This is a genomic window from Ensifer sp. R-19 (genome assembly GCF_049905105.1).
Taxonomy (GTDB): Bacteria; Pseudomonadota; Alphaproteobacteria; order Rhizobiales; family Rhizobiaceae; genus Ensifer.
The window spans coordinates 1065827-1083392 of sequence record NZ_CP184570.1; the positions used below are offsets into that span (position 1 = coordinate 1065827).

General features: G+C 61.9%; 22 protein-coding genes. 16 read left to right on the plus strand and 6 right to left on the minus strand.

What is annotated here, in order from left to right; translation table 11 throughout:
- Both arsC and arsH read left to right on the plus strand, forming a co-directional pair.
- Positions 1-423, plus strand: a complete 423-nt coding sequence (arsC, locus tag ACN9MO_RS24180) for an arsenate reductase (glutaredoxin) (protein ID WP_057249250.1) — start codon at positions 1-3, stop codon at positions 421-423.
- Complete coding sequence (gene arsH / locus ACN9MO_RS24185; protein WP_057249281.1) at positions 398-1126, plus strand: arsenical resistance protein ArsH; 729 nt, start codon at positions 398-400, stop codon at positions 1124-1126. The genes arsC and arsH overlap by 26 nt, the downstream gene beginning before the upstream one ends.
- Here arsH and arsK read toward each other — a convergent pair whose 3' ends face one another.
- On the minus strand, positions 1127-2329 hold the full coding sequence (arsK, locus tag ACN9MO_RS24190) for an arsenite efflux MFS transporter ArsK (protein ID WP_113132689.1): 1203 nt from the start codon (positions 2327-2329) through the stop codon (positions 1127-1129).
- Positions 2330-2348: 19 nt separating this feature from the next.
- Entirely contained in the window at positions 2349-2690 is a 342-nt protein-coding gene (locus ACN9MO_RS24195; RefSeq protein WP_057249252.1) for an ArsR/SmtB family transcription factor, read from the minus strand.
- 43 nt (positions 2691-2733) lie between these two features.
- Here ACN9MO_RS24195 and ACN9MO_RS24200 point away from each other — a divergent pair, with 43 nt between their 5' ends.
- From ACN9MO_RS24200 to ACN9MO_RS24235, 8 genes are all read left to right on the plus strand, one after another.
- Entirely contained in the window at positions 2734-3255 is a 522-nt protein-coding gene (locus ACN9MO_RS24200) for a DUF6428 family protein (RefSeq protein WP_057249253.1), read from the plus strand.
- A gap of 163 nt (positions 3256-3418) precedes the next feature.
- Positions 3419-3868 (plus strand): ester cyclase, encoded by a 450-nt coding sequence (locus ACN9MO_RS24205; RefSeq protein ID WP_057249254.1) that lies wholly within the window; start codon positions 3419-3421, stop codon positions 3866-3868.
- A gap of 344 nt (positions 3869-4212) precedes the next feature.
- Positions 4213-5304, plus strand: a complete 1092-nt coding sequence (gene ada, locus ACN9MO_RS24210; RefSeq protein ID WP_425988079.1) for a bifunctional DNA-binding transcriptional regulator/O6-methylguanine-DNA methyltransferase Ada — start codon at positions 4213-4215, stop codon at positions 5302-5304.
- 94 nt (positions 5305-5398) lie between these two features.
- Positions 5399-6040 carry a DNA-3-methyladenine glycosylase family protein gene (locus ACN9MO_RS24215; RefSeq protein WP_113132690.1) on the plus strand — a complete coding sequence of 214 codons (642 nt, stop codon included), beginning with the start codon at positions 5399-5401 and terminating at the stop codon, positions 6038-6040.
- Positions 6041-6062: 22 nt separating this feature from the next.
- Positions 6063-6713, plus strand: a complete 651-nt coding sequence (locus ACN9MO_RS24220; RefSeq protein ID WP_057249256.1) for a hypothetical protein — start codon at positions 6063-6065, stop codon at positions 6711-6713.
- Positions 6697-7347, plus strand: a complete 651-nt coding sequence (gene alkB, locus ACN9MO_RS24225) for a DNA oxidative demethylase AlkB (RefSeq protein ID WP_057249257.1) — start codon at positions 6697-6699, stop codon at positions 7345-7347. The genes ACN9MO_RS24220 and alkB overlap by 17 nt, the downstream gene beginning before the upstream one ends.
- An 88-nt stretch (positions 7348-7435) precedes the next feature.
- Positions 7436-8002, plus strand: a complete 567-nt coding sequence (locus tag ACN9MO_RS24230; RefSeq protein WP_057249258.1) for a methylated-DNA--[protein]-cysteine S-methyltransferase — start codon at positions 7436-7438, stop codon at positions 8000-8002.
- Positions 7999-8748, plus strand: coding sequence for a 2OG-Fe(II) oxygenase (locus ACN9MO_RS24235; RefSeq protein ID WP_057249259.1), 750 nt, complete (start codon positions 7999-8001; stop codon positions 8746-8748). The genes ACN9MO_RS24230 and ACN9MO_RS24235 overlap by 4 nt, the downstream gene beginning before the upstream one ends.
- On the opposite strand, the gene ACN9MO_RS24240 is transcribed toward ACN9MO_RS24235, so the two are convergent.
- The gene (locus ACN9MO_RS24240; RefSeq protein WP_057249260.1) at positions 8726-9361 is read right to left on the minus strand and encodes a hypothetical protein; all 636 of its coding nucleotides are present in this window, start codon (positions 9359-9361) and stop codon (positions 8726-8728) included. The two genes, ACN9MO_RS24235 and ACN9MO_RS24240, sit on opposite strands and share 23 nt — an antisense overlap.
- Position 9362: 1 nt before the next feature.
- Positions 9363-9872 (minus strand): methylated-DNA--[protein]-cysteine S-methyltransferase, encoded by a 510-nt coding sequence (locus ACN9MO_RS24245; RefSeq protein ID WP_113132691.1) that lies wholly within the window; start codon positions 9870-9872, stop codon positions 9363-9365.
- A 324-nt stretch (positions 9873-10196) separates the two neighbouring features.
- On the opposite strand from ACN9MO_RS24245, the gene ACN9MO_RS24250 reads away from it, so the two are divergent.
- Positions 10197-10430, plus strand: coding sequence for a hypothetical protein (locus tag ACN9MO_RS24250; RefSeq protein ID WP_057249262.1), 234 nt, complete (start codon positions 10197-10199; stop codon positions 10428-10430).
- A gap of 53 nt (positions 10431-10483) precedes the next feature.
- On the opposite strand, the gene ACN9MO_RS24255 is transcribed toward ACN9MO_RS24250, so the two are convergent.
- Together ACN9MO_RS24255 and ACN9MO_RS24260 are read right to left on the minus strand one after the other, a co-directional pair.
- Entirely contained in the window at positions 10484-11299 is an 816-nt protein-coding gene (locus ACN9MO_RS24255; protein WP_244495564.1) for an arylamine N-acetyltransferase family protein, read from the minus strand.
- Positions 11300-11400: 101 nt separating this feature from the next.
- Positions 11401-11862 carry a cupin domain-containing protein gene (locus ACN9MO_RS24260; RefSeq protein ID WP_057249264.1) on the minus strand — a complete coding sequence of 154 codons (462 nt, stop codon included), beginning with the start codon at positions 11860-11862 and terminating at the stop codon, positions 11401-11403.
- A gap of 99 nt (positions 11863-11961) precedes the next feature.
- On the opposite strand from ACN9MO_RS24260, the gene ACN9MO_RS24265 reads away from it, so the two are divergent.
- The 5 genes from ACN9MO_RS24265 to ACN9MO_RS24285 all read left to right on the plus strand — a co-directional run bounded on the left by ACN9MO_RS24265 (position 11962) and on the right by ACN9MO_RS24285 (position 17475).
- Positions 11962-12855, plus strand: coding sequence for a LysR family transcriptional regulator (locus ACN9MO_RS24265; protein WP_057249265.1), 894 nt, complete (start codon positions 11962-11964; stop codon positions 12853-12855).
- Between the two features lie 139 nt (positions 12856-12994).
- Positions 12995-13780 (plus strand): helix-turn-helix domain-containing protein, encoded by a 786-nt coding sequence (locus tag ACN9MO_RS24270; RefSeq protein WP_156414605.1) that lies wholly within the window; start codon positions 12995-12997, stop codon positions 13778-13780.
- A 62-nt stretch (positions 13781-13842) separates the two neighbouring features.
- Positions 13843-14721, plus strand: coding sequence for an AraC family transcriptional regulator (locus ACN9MO_RS24275; protein WP_057249267.1), 879 nt, complete (start codon positions 13843-13845; stop codon positions 14719-14721).
- 547 nt (positions 14722-15268) lie between these two features.
- Complete coding sequence (locus ACN9MO_RS24280) at positions 15269-17242, plus strand: amidohydrolase (protein WP_425988089.1); 1974 nt, start codon at positions 15269-15271, stop codon at positions 17240-17242.
- Positions 17243-17262: 20 nt separating this feature from the next.
- On the plus strand, positions 17263-17475 hold the full coding sequence (locus tag ACN9MO_RS24285) for a hypothetical protein (RefSeq protein WP_057252207.1): 213 nt from the start codon (positions 17263-17265) through the stop codon (positions 17473-17475).
- Positions 17476-17566 lie beyond the last annotated feature (91 nt).

Sequence of the window (17566 nt, forward strand, 5' to 3'; positions counted from 1 at the left end):
ATGGACGTCACCATCTATCATAACCCGGCCTGCGGCACGTCCCGCAACACACTGGAGATGATCCGCGCAGCCGGGATCGAACCGACGGTCATCGATTATCTCCAGTCTCCGCCTTCGCGCGAGGAACTGGCAAGGATGATCTCCGACGCCGGACTGACCGTCCGCCAGGCGATCCGCGAGAAAGGGACGCCTTACGTGGAGCTGGGTCTCGACGATCCGAAGCTGACGGACGACCAGTTGCTCGATGCCATGCTCAAGGACCCGATCCTCATCAACCGGCCGCTCGTCGTCTCGCCGCTCGGCACAAGGCTCGCGCGCCCCTCGGAGGTCGTGCTCGACATCCTGCCGGATGCCTTCAAGGGAGCCTTCTTCAAGGAAGACGGCGAGCAGGTCCTCGATCAAGAGGGAAAGCGCATTGTCTGAGACCTTCCCTGCCTTGCAGGAGCCGCATCTTCGTCAGCCTGACCTCGACGCGTTGCGTCCCGCCTTTTCGACGCACAAGCCGCGTATCCTGATCCTCTACGGCTCGCTCAGGGAGGTTTCGTACAGCCGGCTGCTCGCGCACGAAGCCAGACGACTTCTCGAGCGTTTGGGGTGCGAGGTGCGCATGTTCGATCCAAGAGGGTTACCGCTTCCCGACGCGGCTCCGGCCAGCCATCCGAAAGTGCAGGAACTGCGCGAGCTGTCGCAGTGGTCGGAAGGCCAGGTCTGGGTCAGCCCCGAGCGCCATGGCGCGATGACGGGCATCATGAAGGCCCAGATCGACTGGATTCCCCTGTCGCTCGGATCAATTCGACCGACGCAGGGAAAGACACTGGCGATCATGGAAGTCTCTGGTGGCAGCCAGTCCTTCAACGCTCTGAACCAGATGCGCGTGCTCGGCCGTTGGATGCGGATGATCACGATCCCGAACCAGTCGTCCGTCGCCAAGGCCTACCAGGAGTTTGACGCCGACGGCAGAATGAAGCCGTCCTCCTACTACGACCGCGTCGTGGACGTGTGCGAGGAACTGGTCAAGTTCACGCTGCTGACGAGGGACGCTTCCGCCTACCTGACCGACCGCTACAGCGAGCGGAAGGAACACGCTGCCGAACTTGAAAAGCGGGTGTCGTTGAGGTCGATTTAGTCACCCAGCCTTCGTGGGGCTGCGCGTAGAGACAGCCACTGCGATGAATGCAGCGATCCCGAGTGTACCAAGCATGGCATTGACGAACAGCGCCGTGGCGATGCCGAGATTCTCCATCGCCGTGGCGAACGCGAAGGGGGCGGCGGCCCCCACCGCCAGTCTGGCCGCAGCCATCTTTCCTGTAATCGCTCCGTAGCCTGCGGAGCCGAACAGATAGAGTGGCAGGCTCCCTTGAGCGATGCTGTTGATCCCGGACCCAAGGCCAAGACAGACGGCAAATGCCACCGCGCCAGGCAACCAGTTGCCCGAGACTCCGAGTATGAGGACGCCGAGGACCATAAGGGTCGCAGAAACGATCGCAAGCGCGGGCGGCGACAGGCCCTTTCCGAAGGCCATGTTGATCAGGCGGCTCATGACCTGTGCCGGGCCGAACAGCGATCCGATCACGACCGCCGCACTGCCGAGTCCCATCGCGCCCAGCATCGGCACCATGTGGGCGAGGATTGCCGCGAGAGTGAACCCCGAAAGCGAGAAGGCAATGGAGACCAGCAACATCCCGCGGCGGCGCGCTCGCGGCTCAAGTGCGCCGACGACGATTTCGTGGGTTCTTGTCTCATCCAGTTTGGAGCCGACCCTTCCGGCACGCATGATCCAGTAGTGAAGTGGCATGCAGATGAGAAGATTGAGCGCCGCGAACAGCAGATAGATTTCCCGCCAGGACAGGTACCTGATCAGTGTCGCGGCGATCGGCCAGAAGATGGTCGAAGCAAAGCCGCCGATCAGTGTGAGATAGGTGATGCTGCGGGAGGCTGAACGGGGTTCGCTCTCGACCAGCGTCGCGAAGGCTGCCTGGTACTGGACCATGCCGGAGGACACCTCCAGCAGGATGATTGCAAGGGCAAAGAGCGCTACGGACGGCGACCACGCGCAAAGCGCCAGGGTGAACGCCGCAAGGGTCGAACCAACCGTCATCACCGTCGCCGCGCCGACCTTGTCCATATGTCTGCCGATGAACGGAGCGGAAAGACCTCCAATGAACAGCGAGACCGAGAAGACGGCGAAGACCCGTTCCAGGCTGATGCCCAGGTCCTTGGCCATTCCTGGCGCCAGGATGCTGAAGGCATAATAGAGAGTGCCGTAGCCAATAATCTGCGTGACACCGAGAGCGGAGACGATGCCCGCAGGAACCTTGTTCGTATGCAATGACGTATTCCTCGGCGCTCTACGCTTCGCTTGGGCAGCAACGAGCGGATCGCTCGACCGAGCCGCGGATTTCGGGATGTCCTGCGCAGCAGTCCTCCGTCATGAACGTCACCAGGTCAGCCAGCGTGTCATAACTTGCGCTGTAGACAATCGAACGCGACTCGCGGCGCTGGGAGATGAGGCCGGAGCGTTCGAGTTCCTTGAGGTGAAACGAGACGTTCGATGGAGAAACGCCCATGCGCTCCGCAATCGCGCCTGCGGCCAGGCCCTCAGGGCCGGCGACGACCAGCGTTCTTACGATGGCGAGCCGGGTCTCCTGAGAAAGTGCCGCAAAGGACGCGAGGGCTTGACGATCATCCATATTTCAATAATCCTTGAACTATTGAAATCGAGGATAGACGCAAATGAGCAAGATCGACAATAGCCATTCCAACAAATCTGACATCTCGCTCGGAGAGTTGCTTGAAAGGATCGCTGACGCCGCGGACCTCCCACTGGTGTTCGCCTACGACGGAAAGCCCGTAAAGCCCGGCTACCATGTGACTGAGGTCAAGGTTGGCCAGTTCTCCGCGCTCGATTGCGGCGCTAATCCGGAGGCCTGGTCTGAAATCTTCGTGCAGTTGTGGGATATCGAAGAGGGCGAGCGGACCCATATGACGGCCGGAAAATTTTCGGCCATTGTTTGCAAAGTTTCCGAGCACGTTCGTCTTGACGGTTCGGCCAAGCTGACCTTCGAAGTGAGCGATGGAGTCCGCCCGATGCAGTTGTTCTGCGCAAACGATCCTGTCGCGGAAGACGGTGCTCTCCACGTTACGTTGACGCCCCGCCCCGCGAGCTGCAAGCCTCGAGACCGATGGCTGGCTGAACACGCGTCCAATGAAAAGCGGTGCTGCGGCCCTTCGACCGTCGCGGAGTGCTGCGCCTAGGCCACCCGGGAATCCATGCGGTAACCGCCAGCGCTCACCTCGCGCGCCGTTTCCAATTCGAAGATAAGAACCGGAGTTTGGCGCCCGGCAAGCTCACATATCCCTTTGATCAGGTCATCGAGCGGTTTCGATGGTCGCCCGATTTTGAAATGAGGATATTTCCATGAGCAAAGAAGAAGACAACAAGGCAGTCGTCGTTCGCTGGTTCACCGAATTCTGGGGCAAGGACGTCAATCTTGCTGTTATCGATGAGGTCGCGGCGCCCGATATGCTCCTGCAATATTCCCTGCACGAACCGCGCCGCGGCCGCGAAGACATCAAGGCGTTCATGACCGACTTCCGCGCCGCGTTCCCCGACCTCAACTTCTGGGGCACAGCTGACTTGATTGCCGAGGGCGACTATGTGGTCGGCCAGTGGGAAGGCGGCGGCACCCACACGGGTCCGGCTTTCGACGATTTCCTGCTCGGCGGCGTACCGGCGGCGACCGGCCGCAAGATGCACTTTACCGGCAAGACCGTGCTGAAGGTGGTCGACGGCATGATCGTCGAAGAGCATGGTCTCGACGACGGCCTGACCGCAATGATGCAGCTCGGGCTGATCCAGAAAGCCTGATCGAAAACCACATAGCGCCAGTTCGCGTGAGCTGCGCATCTTGGCCAAGAGAATTGAGGCTCGCACAGCTCCCTGTGCGAGCCTCAATTGCATGTTTCACCACCCCGCTCAATGCCGCGCATGTAGTCTGGCCGAACCAAAAGTGGTGTTTCAACATGGGATCAAAACGCTTTTCGCACTGAGTGCCCGTGCACTGGAGGTACGCCGGAAACCCGACGCCCTATCGATCGCCCGCGCAAGTTTCGGGTGGGTTTTGTTCGATTCGAGAGCAAGGATCGGAGTGTGACCAGCGCGGATCGGAGGCACGATCGAGCCAGAACAAATCCGAGTAGAAGACCATGGACATGAACATCCGGCCCGCACCAACCCTTTACAGCTCACCTCCTTCCGTGGGGGACGATCCCCGCTGGGCGCGGATCGTAGCGCGCGACAAGTCTGCCGACGGTCAGTTTTGGTATTCCGTTTCGACGACCGGCATCTATTGCCGGCCCTCCTGCCCGTCACGCACGGCAAATCCGAAGAACGTCGCGCTGCACGATACGCTCGAAAGCGCACGGACAACCGGGTTTCGTCCGTGCCGACGTTGCAACCCCGATGGCCCTTCGCTCGAATGCGAGAATGCCGCCCTAATCGCCAAGGCCTGCCGCATCATCGAAGAGAGCGAGGAGGAACCGTCGCTGGAAGAGTTGGCGGCTACTGTGGACCGCAGTCCGAGCTATTTCCATCGTATGTTCAAGACGTCGACGGGGCTGACCCCGAAGGCCGATGCCACCGGCCACCGCGCGAAGAAAGTGCGTGAGGGCCTCGATACCGGCACGAGCGTCACCGAGGCGATGTATGACGCCGGCTTCAATTCCAGCGGCCGCTTCTACGAAAAGTCGACCGGTATGCTCGGCATGACGCCGACACAGTATCGTGAAGGCGGCGCCAACGAGGAGATCAAGTTTGCGATCGGCCAGTCCTATCTCGGCGCAATCCTTGTGGCTTCCAGCACGAAAGGCGTCGCCTCGATCCTACTCGGCGACGATCCGGACGAACTGGTTCGCGATCTTCAGGATCGTTTTCCGAAGGCGCGCCTAATCGGCATGGACCGCGAATACGAGGCTCTGATCGCCCGCGTTTGTGGCTTCGTCGAAAACCCCACCGTCGGCCTCGATCTGCCGCTCGACGTCCGCGGCACGGCGTTCCAACGCCGGGTATGGCAGATCCTGCAGGAGATCCCTGTCGGCGCGCGTGTGTCCTATTCTGAAATCGCCCGACGTATCGGCTCGCCGAGTGCCACGCGGGCAGTCGCCGGAGCATGCGCCGCAAACACTATCGCGGTCGCCATCCCCTGCCACCGCGTCGTGCGTAACGACGGCGCGCTCTCCGGTTATGCCTGGGGCGTCGACCGCAAGCGCGCCCTGCTCGATCGGGAAGCGTCTCAGACCGCATGACGTCACGGCCACAACCGCCGCTCCGCCGCGGCCACATCCTGACCACCTGCAACCGGCCGCGCTTCGCGGTTGCCGACGAATGCAAGGCGTCCTTATGAATTTGCTCTCCCACTACGATGAATCTGTTGCCTTCCTCTCCAGTCATGACGACGACTGGGCCAGATTGATCGAGCTGGTCGGCCCTTGCCGGCACGACCCCAAAGCCGCCCGCGAACCATACGAGGCGCTCGTTCGCGCGATTGCCTACCAGCAGCTGACGGCCAAAGCTGGCGATGCCATCATTGGACGCCTCAAGGGGCTCTTCGATGACCGCGATTTTCCGAGCCCGGAAGACCTCATCGCGGCCGAGTTCGACCAGCTTCGGACCTGCGGCTTCTCGACCAGCAAGATCGCCACCATCAAGGCAATCGCCCAAGGAACGTTGGATGGCCTGATCCCCACCCACAACATCGCCGCGACGATGGACGACGAGGCGCTGATCGACCGAATGGTCGGTATCAAGGGCATCGGCCGTTGGACGGTCGAAATGCTGCTGATGTATTCTCTGGAGCGGATGGATATCCTGCCCGTCGATGACTTCGGTGTCCGCGAAGGCTACCGCGTCCTGAAATCGCTGCCTGAGCAACCGAAGCCGAAACAGCTGCGCGAGATCTCCAAGCTCTGGTCGCCCCATCGCACGGTCGCAGCCTGGTATCTGTGGCGCATCCCGCGCGAGCGCGGAAACGTTTTGAAGTAAATACGGCTCCGGGAAGTACACCATGCCCCTTCAAAACCGCGTCACGCCCTTCGGTGATATCGTCGCCATTTCTCAGCGCGGGCTGTTTACCGGCAATCGCGGCATCATCCACGATCCGGCAACGAAGACATTGCTGGCCAGGCGCTGGGCGACAAAAACCTGGCTCATATGCGCTTGCGCGTTCAAGGGGTGGCGCCGGGACGTGATGGCGCGCCGGAGCTGGACGGAGTTGTTTTTCCTCGACGAGGCCGTTGCGCTCGCCGCCGGACATCGTCCCTGCTTCCTCTGCCGGCGCGAGGCCGCGGAACGCTTCCGGGCCTGCTGGGCGTCGGCGAAGAAAGAGGCGCCTCCTTCGGCCACGCATATGGATTCCGTCCTGCATGCCGAGCGCCTCGATCACCGCCGCAAGCGCTTGCATCCGATCACGCTTCCGGTGACCGACCTGCCCGACGGCGCGGTCGTCGTGGCAGCGGATGAGGCTTACACGCTGCGCGCCGGCCTCGCGTATCGCTGGGCCAATGACGGCTACGACAGGCCCGAAATCCTCAACGACGCCGATTGGCTCCTGACACCACCATCAACGGTCATGGTGCTCCTTGCGGGCTACCCGCCCGTCTTTCACCCGTCGATCAACACGATACGCAATAGGCCCGAAGATGCCCGATCTGTTTGACATGCTTGCCCCAGCCGATCCCGCAACCGAGATCATGGCGGAAGGTGCCATGCTGCTTCGCGGCGCAGCACTTCCCTTTGAAAAGGATCTGCTCGCCGCGCTCGGCCACATCACCAGCCAGTCGCCATTCCGACATATGGTCACACCGGGCGGCTTCACCATGTCGGTGGCGATGACGAATTGCGGCACCGCCGGCTGGGTCACGGATCGTACCGGCTATCGATACGATCGCGACGATCCGGAAACAGACCGTCCCTGGCCGGCCATGCCGGAATGCTTCCTCGATCTGGCTGTGGAGGCGGCAACACGGGCGGGCTATCCGGACTTCCGCCCTGACGCCTGCCTGATCAACCGCTACGAGCCGGGCGCCCGCCTTTCGCTGCACCAGGACAGAAACGAACGCGACTTCGCCAATCCGATCGTGTCCGTCTCGCTCGGCCTGCCAGCCACCTTCCAGTTCGGAGGCCTGAAGCGGAATGATCCCGTGAAGAAGTATGCGCTGCGGCATGGCGACGTGGCGGTCTGGGGCGGCCCGTCGCGGCTCTTCTATCACGGCGTGCCCGAATTGAAGGATGGCGTCCATGAGACTGTCGGACGGATGCGCATCAATCTCACCTTCCGGGGAGCGTTATAGCTTTCTGATTTGAAAGCAAGGATCGGAGTTTGGCGGCGCGACCAAAAACGTAGTCTCGATCGTGAGGACAGAACAAGGAGCTACGACGATGAACCTCATGATCAAGACTGACGCGCTGCGGCCGCAATCACTGCAGCATTCCCCTTCGACGACCGCCGGTGTTCTCTCCTACGCAGTCGCCGATTGCGAACTCAGCAAGGTGCTGGTCGCGCGCAGCGCCAAGGGCGTATGCTCGATCCTGCTCGGCGACAGCGCCGAAGAGTTGACGGCGGACCTTGCCAATCGCTTCCCGAAGTCCACGCTCGTGGCGAGCGAGGCCGTGGTGAAGAACGACGTTGCGAAAGTCCTGCGCTACATCGCCAAGCCATCCGGCGGCCTTCAGCTGACGCTCGACATGCGCGGCACGCCGTTTCAGCGCCGCGTCTGGGAAAAGCTGAAGGCCATCGCCGTCGGCCGGACGGTGAGCTACATGGAACTCGCCAGGTGGATTGGCCCGTTCGCGAACCCGCGCGCTGTCGCCGGCGCCTGCGCCGCCAACCCCATTGCGCTCGCCATTCCGTGCCACCGGGTCGTGCGCACCGACGGCGACCTCGCCGGCTATCGCTGGGGCCTTGAGCGCAAACGCACCCTCATAGAGAAGGAAGCCACGCTATGAACAAGACTGCGATCAACATGGTACCGGCCTCTGCGGATGCGTCCGCGGCGGCACGGATTGCTGCCTATGATTGGAAGGCGCTCGCCGGCGAGCTCGACGGCTTCGGCTGCGCTGTCCTTCCCCAGCTTCTCACGCCCGAGGAATGCAGCAGCGTCGCGTCGCTCTACGCCGACGAAAGCCATTTCCGCAGCCATATCATCATGGCGCGGCACGGCTTCGGAAGGGGCGAGTATCGCTATTTCAAATATCCGCTGCCCGATCTCATCGGCGGTATCCGCACGGCGCTCTACCCGCGCCTTGCCGGTGTCGCCAACGTGTGGAACGAACGGATGGGATTGGACCAGAGGTTTCCAGGCGAGCATGCCGCGTTCCTCAAGCAATGCCACGATGCCGGCCAGACCCGGCCGACGCCGCTGCTGCTGCAATACGTTGCCGGCGACTTCAACTGCCTTCACCAGGACCTTTACGGCGACCTCGCATTCCCGATCCAGGTGGCGATCCTGCTCTCCGGGCCGGGCCGCGATTTCACAGGTGGCGAGTTTGCACTGACCGAACAGCGGCCGCGCATGCAAAGCCGCGTCGAGGTCGTGCCGCTCAGACAGGGCGACGCCGTCGCTTTCGCCGTCCACAATCGTCCGGTCCAGGGGACGAAGGGAAACTACCGCGTGAACCTGCGCCACGGTGTCAGCCGCGTCCGATCCGGCATGCGCCACACCGTTGGGATCATTTTTCACGACGCCCGATGAGCGCGCGATGCCGGCGCCGCGGTTTCTCAGCGCCGGCTGGCCTTCCGGCGCCCCTGGCCTGCAGCCCGAGCGGACTGCCGCAACTACCACCCAGGATAAAGCGCGTAGAGCCGAGAGCGTGCCAGATGCAAGGCACCCGCCGCAGCCAGACAGTGTCTTTCCCTGCCCGATAGAGCCATAGGATCGAAGCGGCCATCATTTGCCTGACATCCGGCATCGCGCGATAGTCGGCCTGCCATAGCTCCATGCCGTGCGGATCCACCTCGTCTCGGTGATAGTCGTAGCCGGTCGGCCGGATCGCATGATGGTAGGGCGCGTGCCCGTCATTGCGAAACAGAGCGCTAAGCTCGTAGAGAGCGATCACATGGCGCAAATGATGATCGAACGGCTTCGACGCGCCCTCCACGGGTCGCAGGAGATCGACCCCGAGCAGGTCACAGAGCCTTTCGACGTCTTTTTCATCCAGCTCAAGCCGCGCCCCCACCAGCCGCGTCAACCTGTAGCCTGGGAATTGCCGACGGGCGGCATCTACGGAATCGATCGACAGCCTGATGACCTGCAGCGGCTCGGCGATATGCCCGCACGGCGAGACTGCGGAACGAGCATCCGACATCTCATTCCTCCGTGGCGCGCTGCTCGCGTGCCAGCAGAGCACGCTTGCGGCGGACACCCCATCGATAACCGGAAATCGAGCCATCCTTCTTGATGACGCGATGGCACGGCACGATCACGGCGATCGGGTTGTTGGCGATCGCAGCTGTTGCGTCCCGCGGATCACGCGAACCGAGCTTGGCTGCGAGCGCCCCATAATTCGTGGTCCGGCCAGCAGGAATTTCCCGCAACATGAGCCAGACCTGGACCTCATACAACGTCCCGCGCAGATCGAGTGGCAGATCGTAAACCTTGGCCCGATCGTCGATCGCGCCGGCCACGGTTTCGATCACGTCGGCAAGTTCCTGCTGGGCGCGTTCAAGCTCGGGTTCGGGAAAGCGGATACTCAACGCATCCTCCATCGCGGTGCGCATCGAGCTGAATTCAAGCGCCACAATCCCCTTGTTCGACATGGCGACAACAAAGTCGCCAAGGGAACTGGCGCCCCATGCAAATCGAATAGTTTCACGCATCGTCTTACCTTCTTCACTCGTTGTGAAACGAGTTTAGAAGCTGATGCGTTGCGCCACTCTCCGGTCCTTGCTTTCAAATCGAAATACTGATCGTCAGCGTCTCGTTCCGAGGAACTGCTAATTTCGATTTGAAAGCAATTTTCGGAGCGCGTGTGCCCGAGCGGCAGCCGTATCGTTCGTTGGCAAGCCCAATGTAACTGCAAATGGCCGCCGCCCGCCGTCAGCGTGAAAACGCGCGCGCGGCACTCCGGGGCTCTTCCACGACGCTGAGGAACATCAACGCGGTCTGAAGAGGCCCTTCAAATCACAACGGAGGGACCAGCCATGATGACATTGCTGCGAGGTCTGCATTCCATCGCCGCTCAGCGCGGCGACGGTCTGCCTCCGGAATTACTCCGAATGATCACGCCGTCGCCGGCTTGGTCCGAGGTCGAGCGTATGGGCAGTGCGGCGATCGGCCAGGACACCGGCGGCAAGCCCGCCGATGAGATGGAACAGCCCACTCGATCTGCCGAGGTCGTGCCGATGCTCCTGCGAATGCGCGGCAATGTTCGCTAGACTGCGCGAAGGATAGACGTTTCTTCGAACCCCAGAATATTGGTGCCGCGCCTTCAGGCCGCCTTGTCGCGGCCAATCGCCTGGACCTTGTCCCAGATCCGCTCGGGCCTGGGAATCTCAAGGTCGAAAACGGTCTCAAACGTGTCCGCGAGATGGTCCGCGCTTGTGATGCGATGTTCGCGAACGCTGCCCGGCGTGACCGTGCGCAAGCGATCATTCTGTAGGGCGACATAACCGTCCGCGGTATGACGCAGCACTGCAAGCGCGTTTGTGAATGGCGACCCGGGGTCCCGCATCAGCCACGAATGCGTGGCGGCCATGGCGGCCTCGCAGCTGTAATCGGCACGGAAATCGAAGCTGTGTGCGATGCCGTGTACATGGTTGTTGAAGCGCAACCAGCCGTCCTCCGCCGGCATGATCGAAAAATCGAAACCGCGCTGGCTGAACGGTCCGACAGCAATCGGCACGGGTTCGACGATGGCGTCGGCCACGCCGACCTCGGCAAGATAGGGGCGGTCGAGATTAACCCGCAGGGTCAGATGATTGCCGATGGCGATATTGCCCAGTTTTTTGCGGTCGACGGCGCCGCAAAGACGGGTTACCCGGAAACCGAGCGCGTCAAGTGCTGCGCCGAAGAGACCGTTCATCTCGTAACACCAGCCGCCGCGCCTGCCCTCCACCATCTTCGCGAAGGCGGATGCCGGGGAGATCGAGCACGGCCATCCCATGAAGGCATCCAGCGCCTCCCAGGTGAAGGTCATGAGGTGAGCGCGGTGAAGTTTCGACAGGCCTTGAAGGTCGAGAGAAATTGGCCGGTCGACCCGGATCCTTGCGAGATAGGCGTCCAACTGGCCGGCGGTCAGGCTCATTCCGATTTCGTGTGAAGGCGCGTGTGTCATCCTTCGGTCTCCTTTCGATGGACCGTTGTCGAGTTTTCTCGGCACTGTGTTTGGGGCGGTCTGCCGCCGGATCAGGCGACCTTGCGCCTGCCTTCAGGCAGGAAAGTCAGGCCGAAATCCGCTGCGATGGAGGCGATCTCCTCGGGCGTTTCGGGCTTGCAGAGGTCGATGATCGGAAAGAAGTTCTCGAACCCGCCCGGCGTCACGACGACCATGAGGCAGCCTTCCGTCTCCCCGATGTTCCGGAAGCGATGCGGCACGCCGCGCGGCAGCGCGATGCAGCCTCCCTCGGCGAGCTCGACATAATCGCTACCACACCAGAAACCGAAGCAACCGGACAGGACACGGAAGAACTCATCCTCGCGCTCGTGCACATGAAGCGGCGGGCCCTCCCCGGGCGGCACGATGGCCTCGAGCATGCCCAGCGCACCGCCTGTATTGTCGGCCATCATCCGTATCACGTGTTTGCCGAACGCCGCTGCCGGCATTCCATGTCCCGGCGGTGATACCGCCGCGTAAGTGAATGTCTTCATGTCGGGTCTCCTTCTGCTTGAGGACACCCATCGATTACTTTGTGCTTCGTCTCATGATAAGAGCGATGACTTGACATCATTGAACGGATAATCGCGCTCATGAAATCGCTCGATCCGCTTGACGGGATTGCCGCCTTTCTGACGGTTTCCACCCATCTCAGCTTTACCAAGGCTGCGGACGAACTGGCCATGTCGCGCGCGACGGTGGGAGCCCAGGTCAGGCAGCTCGAGGATCGCCTCGGCATCCGCCTCTTTCAGAGATCGACACGCAAGGTCGTTCTTACCGAGGCGGGCGCCGCTTACCGCGAAGCCCTTTCGGGTATCCTTCCGCAGATAAGGGAGGCGGAGCGGACGGCGACCTCGTTCCAGAAGGAAGCCGTCGGACGATTGCGGGTGTCGGCGCCGCCCGATCTCGGGCATCTGGTGATCGTGCCGGCAGTTTCGGAGTTCCTGAAGCTCAACCCGGCCGTGTCCATCGAACTGGACCTGTCGCATCGGGCCGTAAACCTGGTCGAGGATGGCTTCGACCTTGCAATTCGAGGGCGCCTCGAAGTCGACATCAATCTCATCACTCGGCAGCTGGCGACATCGTCCCTCGTGATTTCCGCGTCACCCGCCTATCTGGCCGAACACGGCGCACCGAAGACGCCGCACGACCTGGCAAACCACTTCTGCCTCCACTTCGCCGAATTGCGGTGGGGGCGGATCTGGCCGTTCAGGAGGAACGATGAGGAGTTCCGCATTCCGATCGTGCCGCGGCTGGAACTAAATCACAGCCTTGGTCTTCGTGACGCCGCCTTGCTGGGAGTCGGTATCGTCCTCCTGCCCGACTTTATCGTTGGCGAAGACCTCAGGCAGGGCCGGTTGGTACAGCTTCTCCCCGATTGGCATATCAGTACGTTACAGCTGCAGGCGGTCTATCCGGCCAACCGCCATATCGCGGTCAAGGTCCGACGCTTCGTCTCGTTCCTGGCAGGCAAACTGCGGACGTAGAAGAGGTGATCTCGACAATTCCCGTTGAACGCGAGTTCGATGGGTCTTCGCGTTGCACCTTGGCACAGCCTGGAATACAGTCGAGGGGCAGAACCTGCATTTACAAGGTCATTCCTCAGATATCGCCCAGGGATTGTCGTTGAACTTCGATAGCAAAGACATGGCATGCGTAGGCGTCTGCTTCGGGACGCCAGAGGCCCCATGCTTGAGCACTGTTCCAATCCGCGCCGCGACCTTTTCCGTGACCAGCATTTGCCGCGAACCCAGGGCCGATGAGGCAAACGACGTTCGGCTCCCTGCCTCCCAGTCCTATTTCCTCATGCTCTACCTGGAGGACGCCGAACACGCCGACATTCGGGCGGATGGCTCCTGTACTGAGGTTCGCCACTTCGCGCGCGGTACGATCTGCCTCGTGGATCTCGCGGACGGGGCGGGCATTCGCCTCAACAGTCGGCTGCGCTCGCTCGCCTTTGTGCTGCCCAAGGCCCTTTTCAACGAGACTGCGGAACTATCGCCGGAAATCGGACGACGACGCCTGATCTGCCGTCGCGGCGAACCGGATTCAGTGCTTCGCAATCTCGGTACCGCGCTGCTTGCATTTTTTGCCGGCACCGGAACGGCGCCGGCGCCCCTGCGACCCGTAGCGGTCGCCATCTGCGCCCACCTCCTGCACCGGTATGGCGAGCCGATCGAGGAAAGCGTTGGCAAGGCGCAAGGGGCTCTTATGCGGGAAGAACCCGGAACCACGCTACGGCCAATCGCCGCGCAGATCGGCAGGGCGAAATCACACCTTGCCGACCATGCCCTCTCGCTGGAGGACATTGCGCATGCGTGCGATTTCGACGACCTCGGACATTTTGAGAGGGTATTTGTCAGTGAAACTGGCGTTACGCCTTCAGTTTGGCGGCGACGAGGCCTCCATTAGTCCAATTGCTTCAACGAGAGAGTTGGGCAATCTTTCGTTCGCCAGTTAGTTGGGAGTGCACGATGTACAGGGAGTCCGCCCCAGAAAAGACCCAGGAGCCGGACGCCATACGCCGATCGATCGTCGATGCGTCTCCCATCTCCATAATGCGATTGAAGTCCGATCGGGAAGACTTGGCACCAAGCCCGGCCAACGTGCGCGAGGACGCCTTTAGCATTATCACGCAATTGCGCGACTTTCGGTTACATCGGCTTTGGCGTGGTAAGTCGCTGATTTTCGAAGGCGGCCACCCCGAGGGGGCGCTTGCCATCACGGACCTGCGCGAGGAATGGCGCTGCCATCATCTATCGCCCTTCGACAACGTGCGCTTCCGGATTCCCTTTCGGCATGTGCGCGACTTCGCCACCGAAATCGGGCGGCCCGACCTCATGGGCTTCGAATGCCCTCCTGGTACAGTCGACACCGTCATTCTCGGCCTCGCCCACGCGCTGCTGCCCGCGCTGGAGCGGCCAAAACAGGCCAGTCGGCTATTCATCGATCAAGTCACGCTCGCCATCATGACACATCTCGTGCAGAAATACGGCGGGCTGTATTTTCCGGGCGAGCGCAAGGGCACGCTGGCTCCCTGGCAGGAAAAGCGCGCGCTGGAGTACCTGGCCGCGCAGCTCGACGGAAACCTATCGATGATGGTGCTCGCAAAAAGCTGCGAGCTGTCTCGGAGCTACTTTATACAAGCCTTCAAGGCGAGCTTCGGCCGCACACCACTACGCTGGCTCACCGAATACCGCATCGCCCGCGCCAAGGAATTGCTGCTCCAGGATATGCCAATCGCCGAAATCGCCATTCGCTGTGGCTTCGCCGACCAAAGCCATCTGACCAGAAGCTTTTCCCTGATAGCGGGCATCACGCCCGCTCGTTTCCGGCGTGACCGGCGCACCTGAATCGGCCAAACGGGAGCGACCGTTGGCTGCATGGAACGGACGCCTTGTAAGATAAACACGACGAACAAGCCTCCGCCCCCGGCTCAACCTTGGCGGCGCAACCGGCGATAAGTTCAGGGAAAAACGTCCGGACGTCCACAGAGTTAGATTTCGCTGCTTAAACGTGAGAATCTTCAAAAGGCAGACATTCCCGACAAGAAACTGCAGTGGAATAAACGCAATATTGGAGAAACAGTCCCGCAACCGGCAACTGATCTGGGAGAAGCCGATGATCCTGGCAGCCACGCCGCCGTCCCGCAGCCTTCTGATCTCACCTATCTTAGCGCCGTCCGCCCACTCGACAGCCAGTTCGTTGATCGAGTGACCTTGCCGGCAGCTTGGCGCCCCCCTTCGCAGGTTTTTACCCGCTCCTTTCCCCTGACATTGGCGCCGTCATCTGCTGCGCGGCGGCATGTCGATCCTGCCATTTTCCTTCTGGGCTCCGCGACCACGTCAAGCGCAGGTATTGGACGCCGGGCAGCAACTCCATAGATAGGAAACCCGTATAATGCCTACACGGCGCAATTTTCTCGGTGCAACCGCCGCCGCCCTAGCCTTGGGCAGGGCAACCGCGACACACGCCCAACAGACTGGAGACACCTCGATGACGCCCGACCTGATCCTGCACAACGGCCTTGTCACCACGCTCGACCGCGCCAACCCGACGGCAAGCGCCGTTGCCATCAAGGACGGAAAGTTCCTGGCCGTCGGCGACGAGCGGACGATCATGGTGCTGGCCGGATCGGGCACACAGGTGATCGACCTCAAGGGCAAGCGCGTGCTGCCGGGCCTCAACGACAACCACACCCACGTCGTGCGCGGCGGCCTCAACTTCAACATGGAACTGCGCTGGGACGGCGTGCGTTCGCTCGCCGATGCGATGGCGATGCTGAAGCGACAGGTGGCGATCACCCCGGCGCCGCAATGGGTGCGCGTCGTCGGCGGCTTTACCGAACACCAGTTCGCCGAAAAGCGGCTGCCGACGATCGACGAGATCAATGCGGTCGCCCCGGATACGCCGGTGTTCCTGCTGCATCTCTATGACCGGGCGCTCTTGAACGGCGCCGCCCTCAGGGCGGTCGGCTATGGCAAGGACACGCCCAACCCGCCGGGCGGCGAGATCACCCGTGATGCCGCCGGCAACCCGACCGGGCTGCTCCTGGCCAAGCCCAATGCCGGCATCCTCTATTCGACCTTGGCCAAGGGACCGAAGCTGCCCTTCGACTACCAGGTCAACTCCACCCGCCACTTCATGCGCGAGCTCAACCGGCTCGGCGTCACCAGCGTCATCGACGCCGGCGGCGGCTTCCAGAACTATCCGGACGACTACGCCGTCATCCAGAAGCTGTCGGACGACGATCAGCTGACCGTTCGCCTGGCCTACAATCTCTTCACCCAGAAGCCGAAGGAAGAGAAGCAAGACTTTCTGAACTGGACCTCATCGGTCAAATACAAGCAGGGCAACGACTACTTCCGCCACAATGGCGCCGGCGAGATGCTGGTGTTTTCGGCCGCCGACTTCGAGGACTTCCGCCAGCCGCGCCCGGAGATGGCGCCGGAGATGGAGGGCGAACTCGAAGAGGTCGTCCGGGTGCTGGCCGAGAACCGCTGGCCCTGGCGGCTGCATGCGACCTATGACGAAACCATCAGCCGCGCGCTCGACGTCTTCGAGAAGGTCGACAAGGATATCCCGCTCGACGGCCTGAACTGGTTCTTCGACCATGCCGAGACGATTTCCGACCGCTCGATCGACCGGATCGCCGCGCTTGGCGGCGGCATCGCCACCCAGCACCGCATGGCCTACCAGGGCGAATATTTCGTCGAGCGCTACGGCCACGGCGTGGCCGAAGCGACGCCGCCGATCAGGCGCATGCTGGAGAAGGGCGTCAACGTGTCCGCCGGCACCGATGCCACCCGCGTCGCCTCCTATAACCCTTGGGTCTCGCTGTCGTGGATGGTGACCGGCAAGACCATCGGCGGCCTGCAGCTCTATCCGCGCGCCAACTGCCTCGATCGCGAGACGGCGCTGAGGATGTGGACCGAGAAGGTGCAGTGGTTCTCGAACGAAGAAGGCAAGAAGGGCCGGATCGAGACGGGACAGTTTGCCGACCTGATCGTGCCGAACAAGGATTACTTCGCCTGCGCCGAGGACGAGATCTCGTTCCTGACCTCGGAGCTGACTGTTGTCGGCGGCAAGGTCGTCTATGCGGCCGGCGACTTCGCTTCCCACGACGAGAACCCGGTGCCGCCGGCGATGCCCGACTGGTCGCCGGTGCGCAGCTTCGGCGGTTATGCCGCCTGGGGCGAGCCCGATGGCGCCGGCAAGAACTCGCTCCGCCGCACGGCGATCACCGCGTGCGGCTGCGCCAGCAATTGCGGCGTGCATGGACACGACCATGCCGGCGCCTGGACGTCAAAGCTGCCGATCGCCGATCTCAAGGGCTTCTTCGGCGCACTCGGCTGCTCCTGCTGGGCCGTGTGACGATAGCGGAAGGGCGCAAAATGAAAACGATCGTCGGCGCCGCCGCATTGGCAGCCTCCATCCTGATCACTTCGTCGGCCGCACTCGGCGACGATGGTGCACCCGCAAAGGATAACAAGCGACCCTCCTGGGCGAAGGTGGTTGTGAACCAGCCACCGCCGAAGGCGGGCGCCTATTACAAGGGAGTATCCCGGACCACCTTCGGCAATCTCGAATGGCCGCAGACCCGATGAGGGACTAGAGTCCCGCTTTCAAGCGGAATACTGGAAGCGGAAGGTGCTCTAGAAACAAAGTGCCAGAGCCATCCGGCCCGCTTCCGGTGCG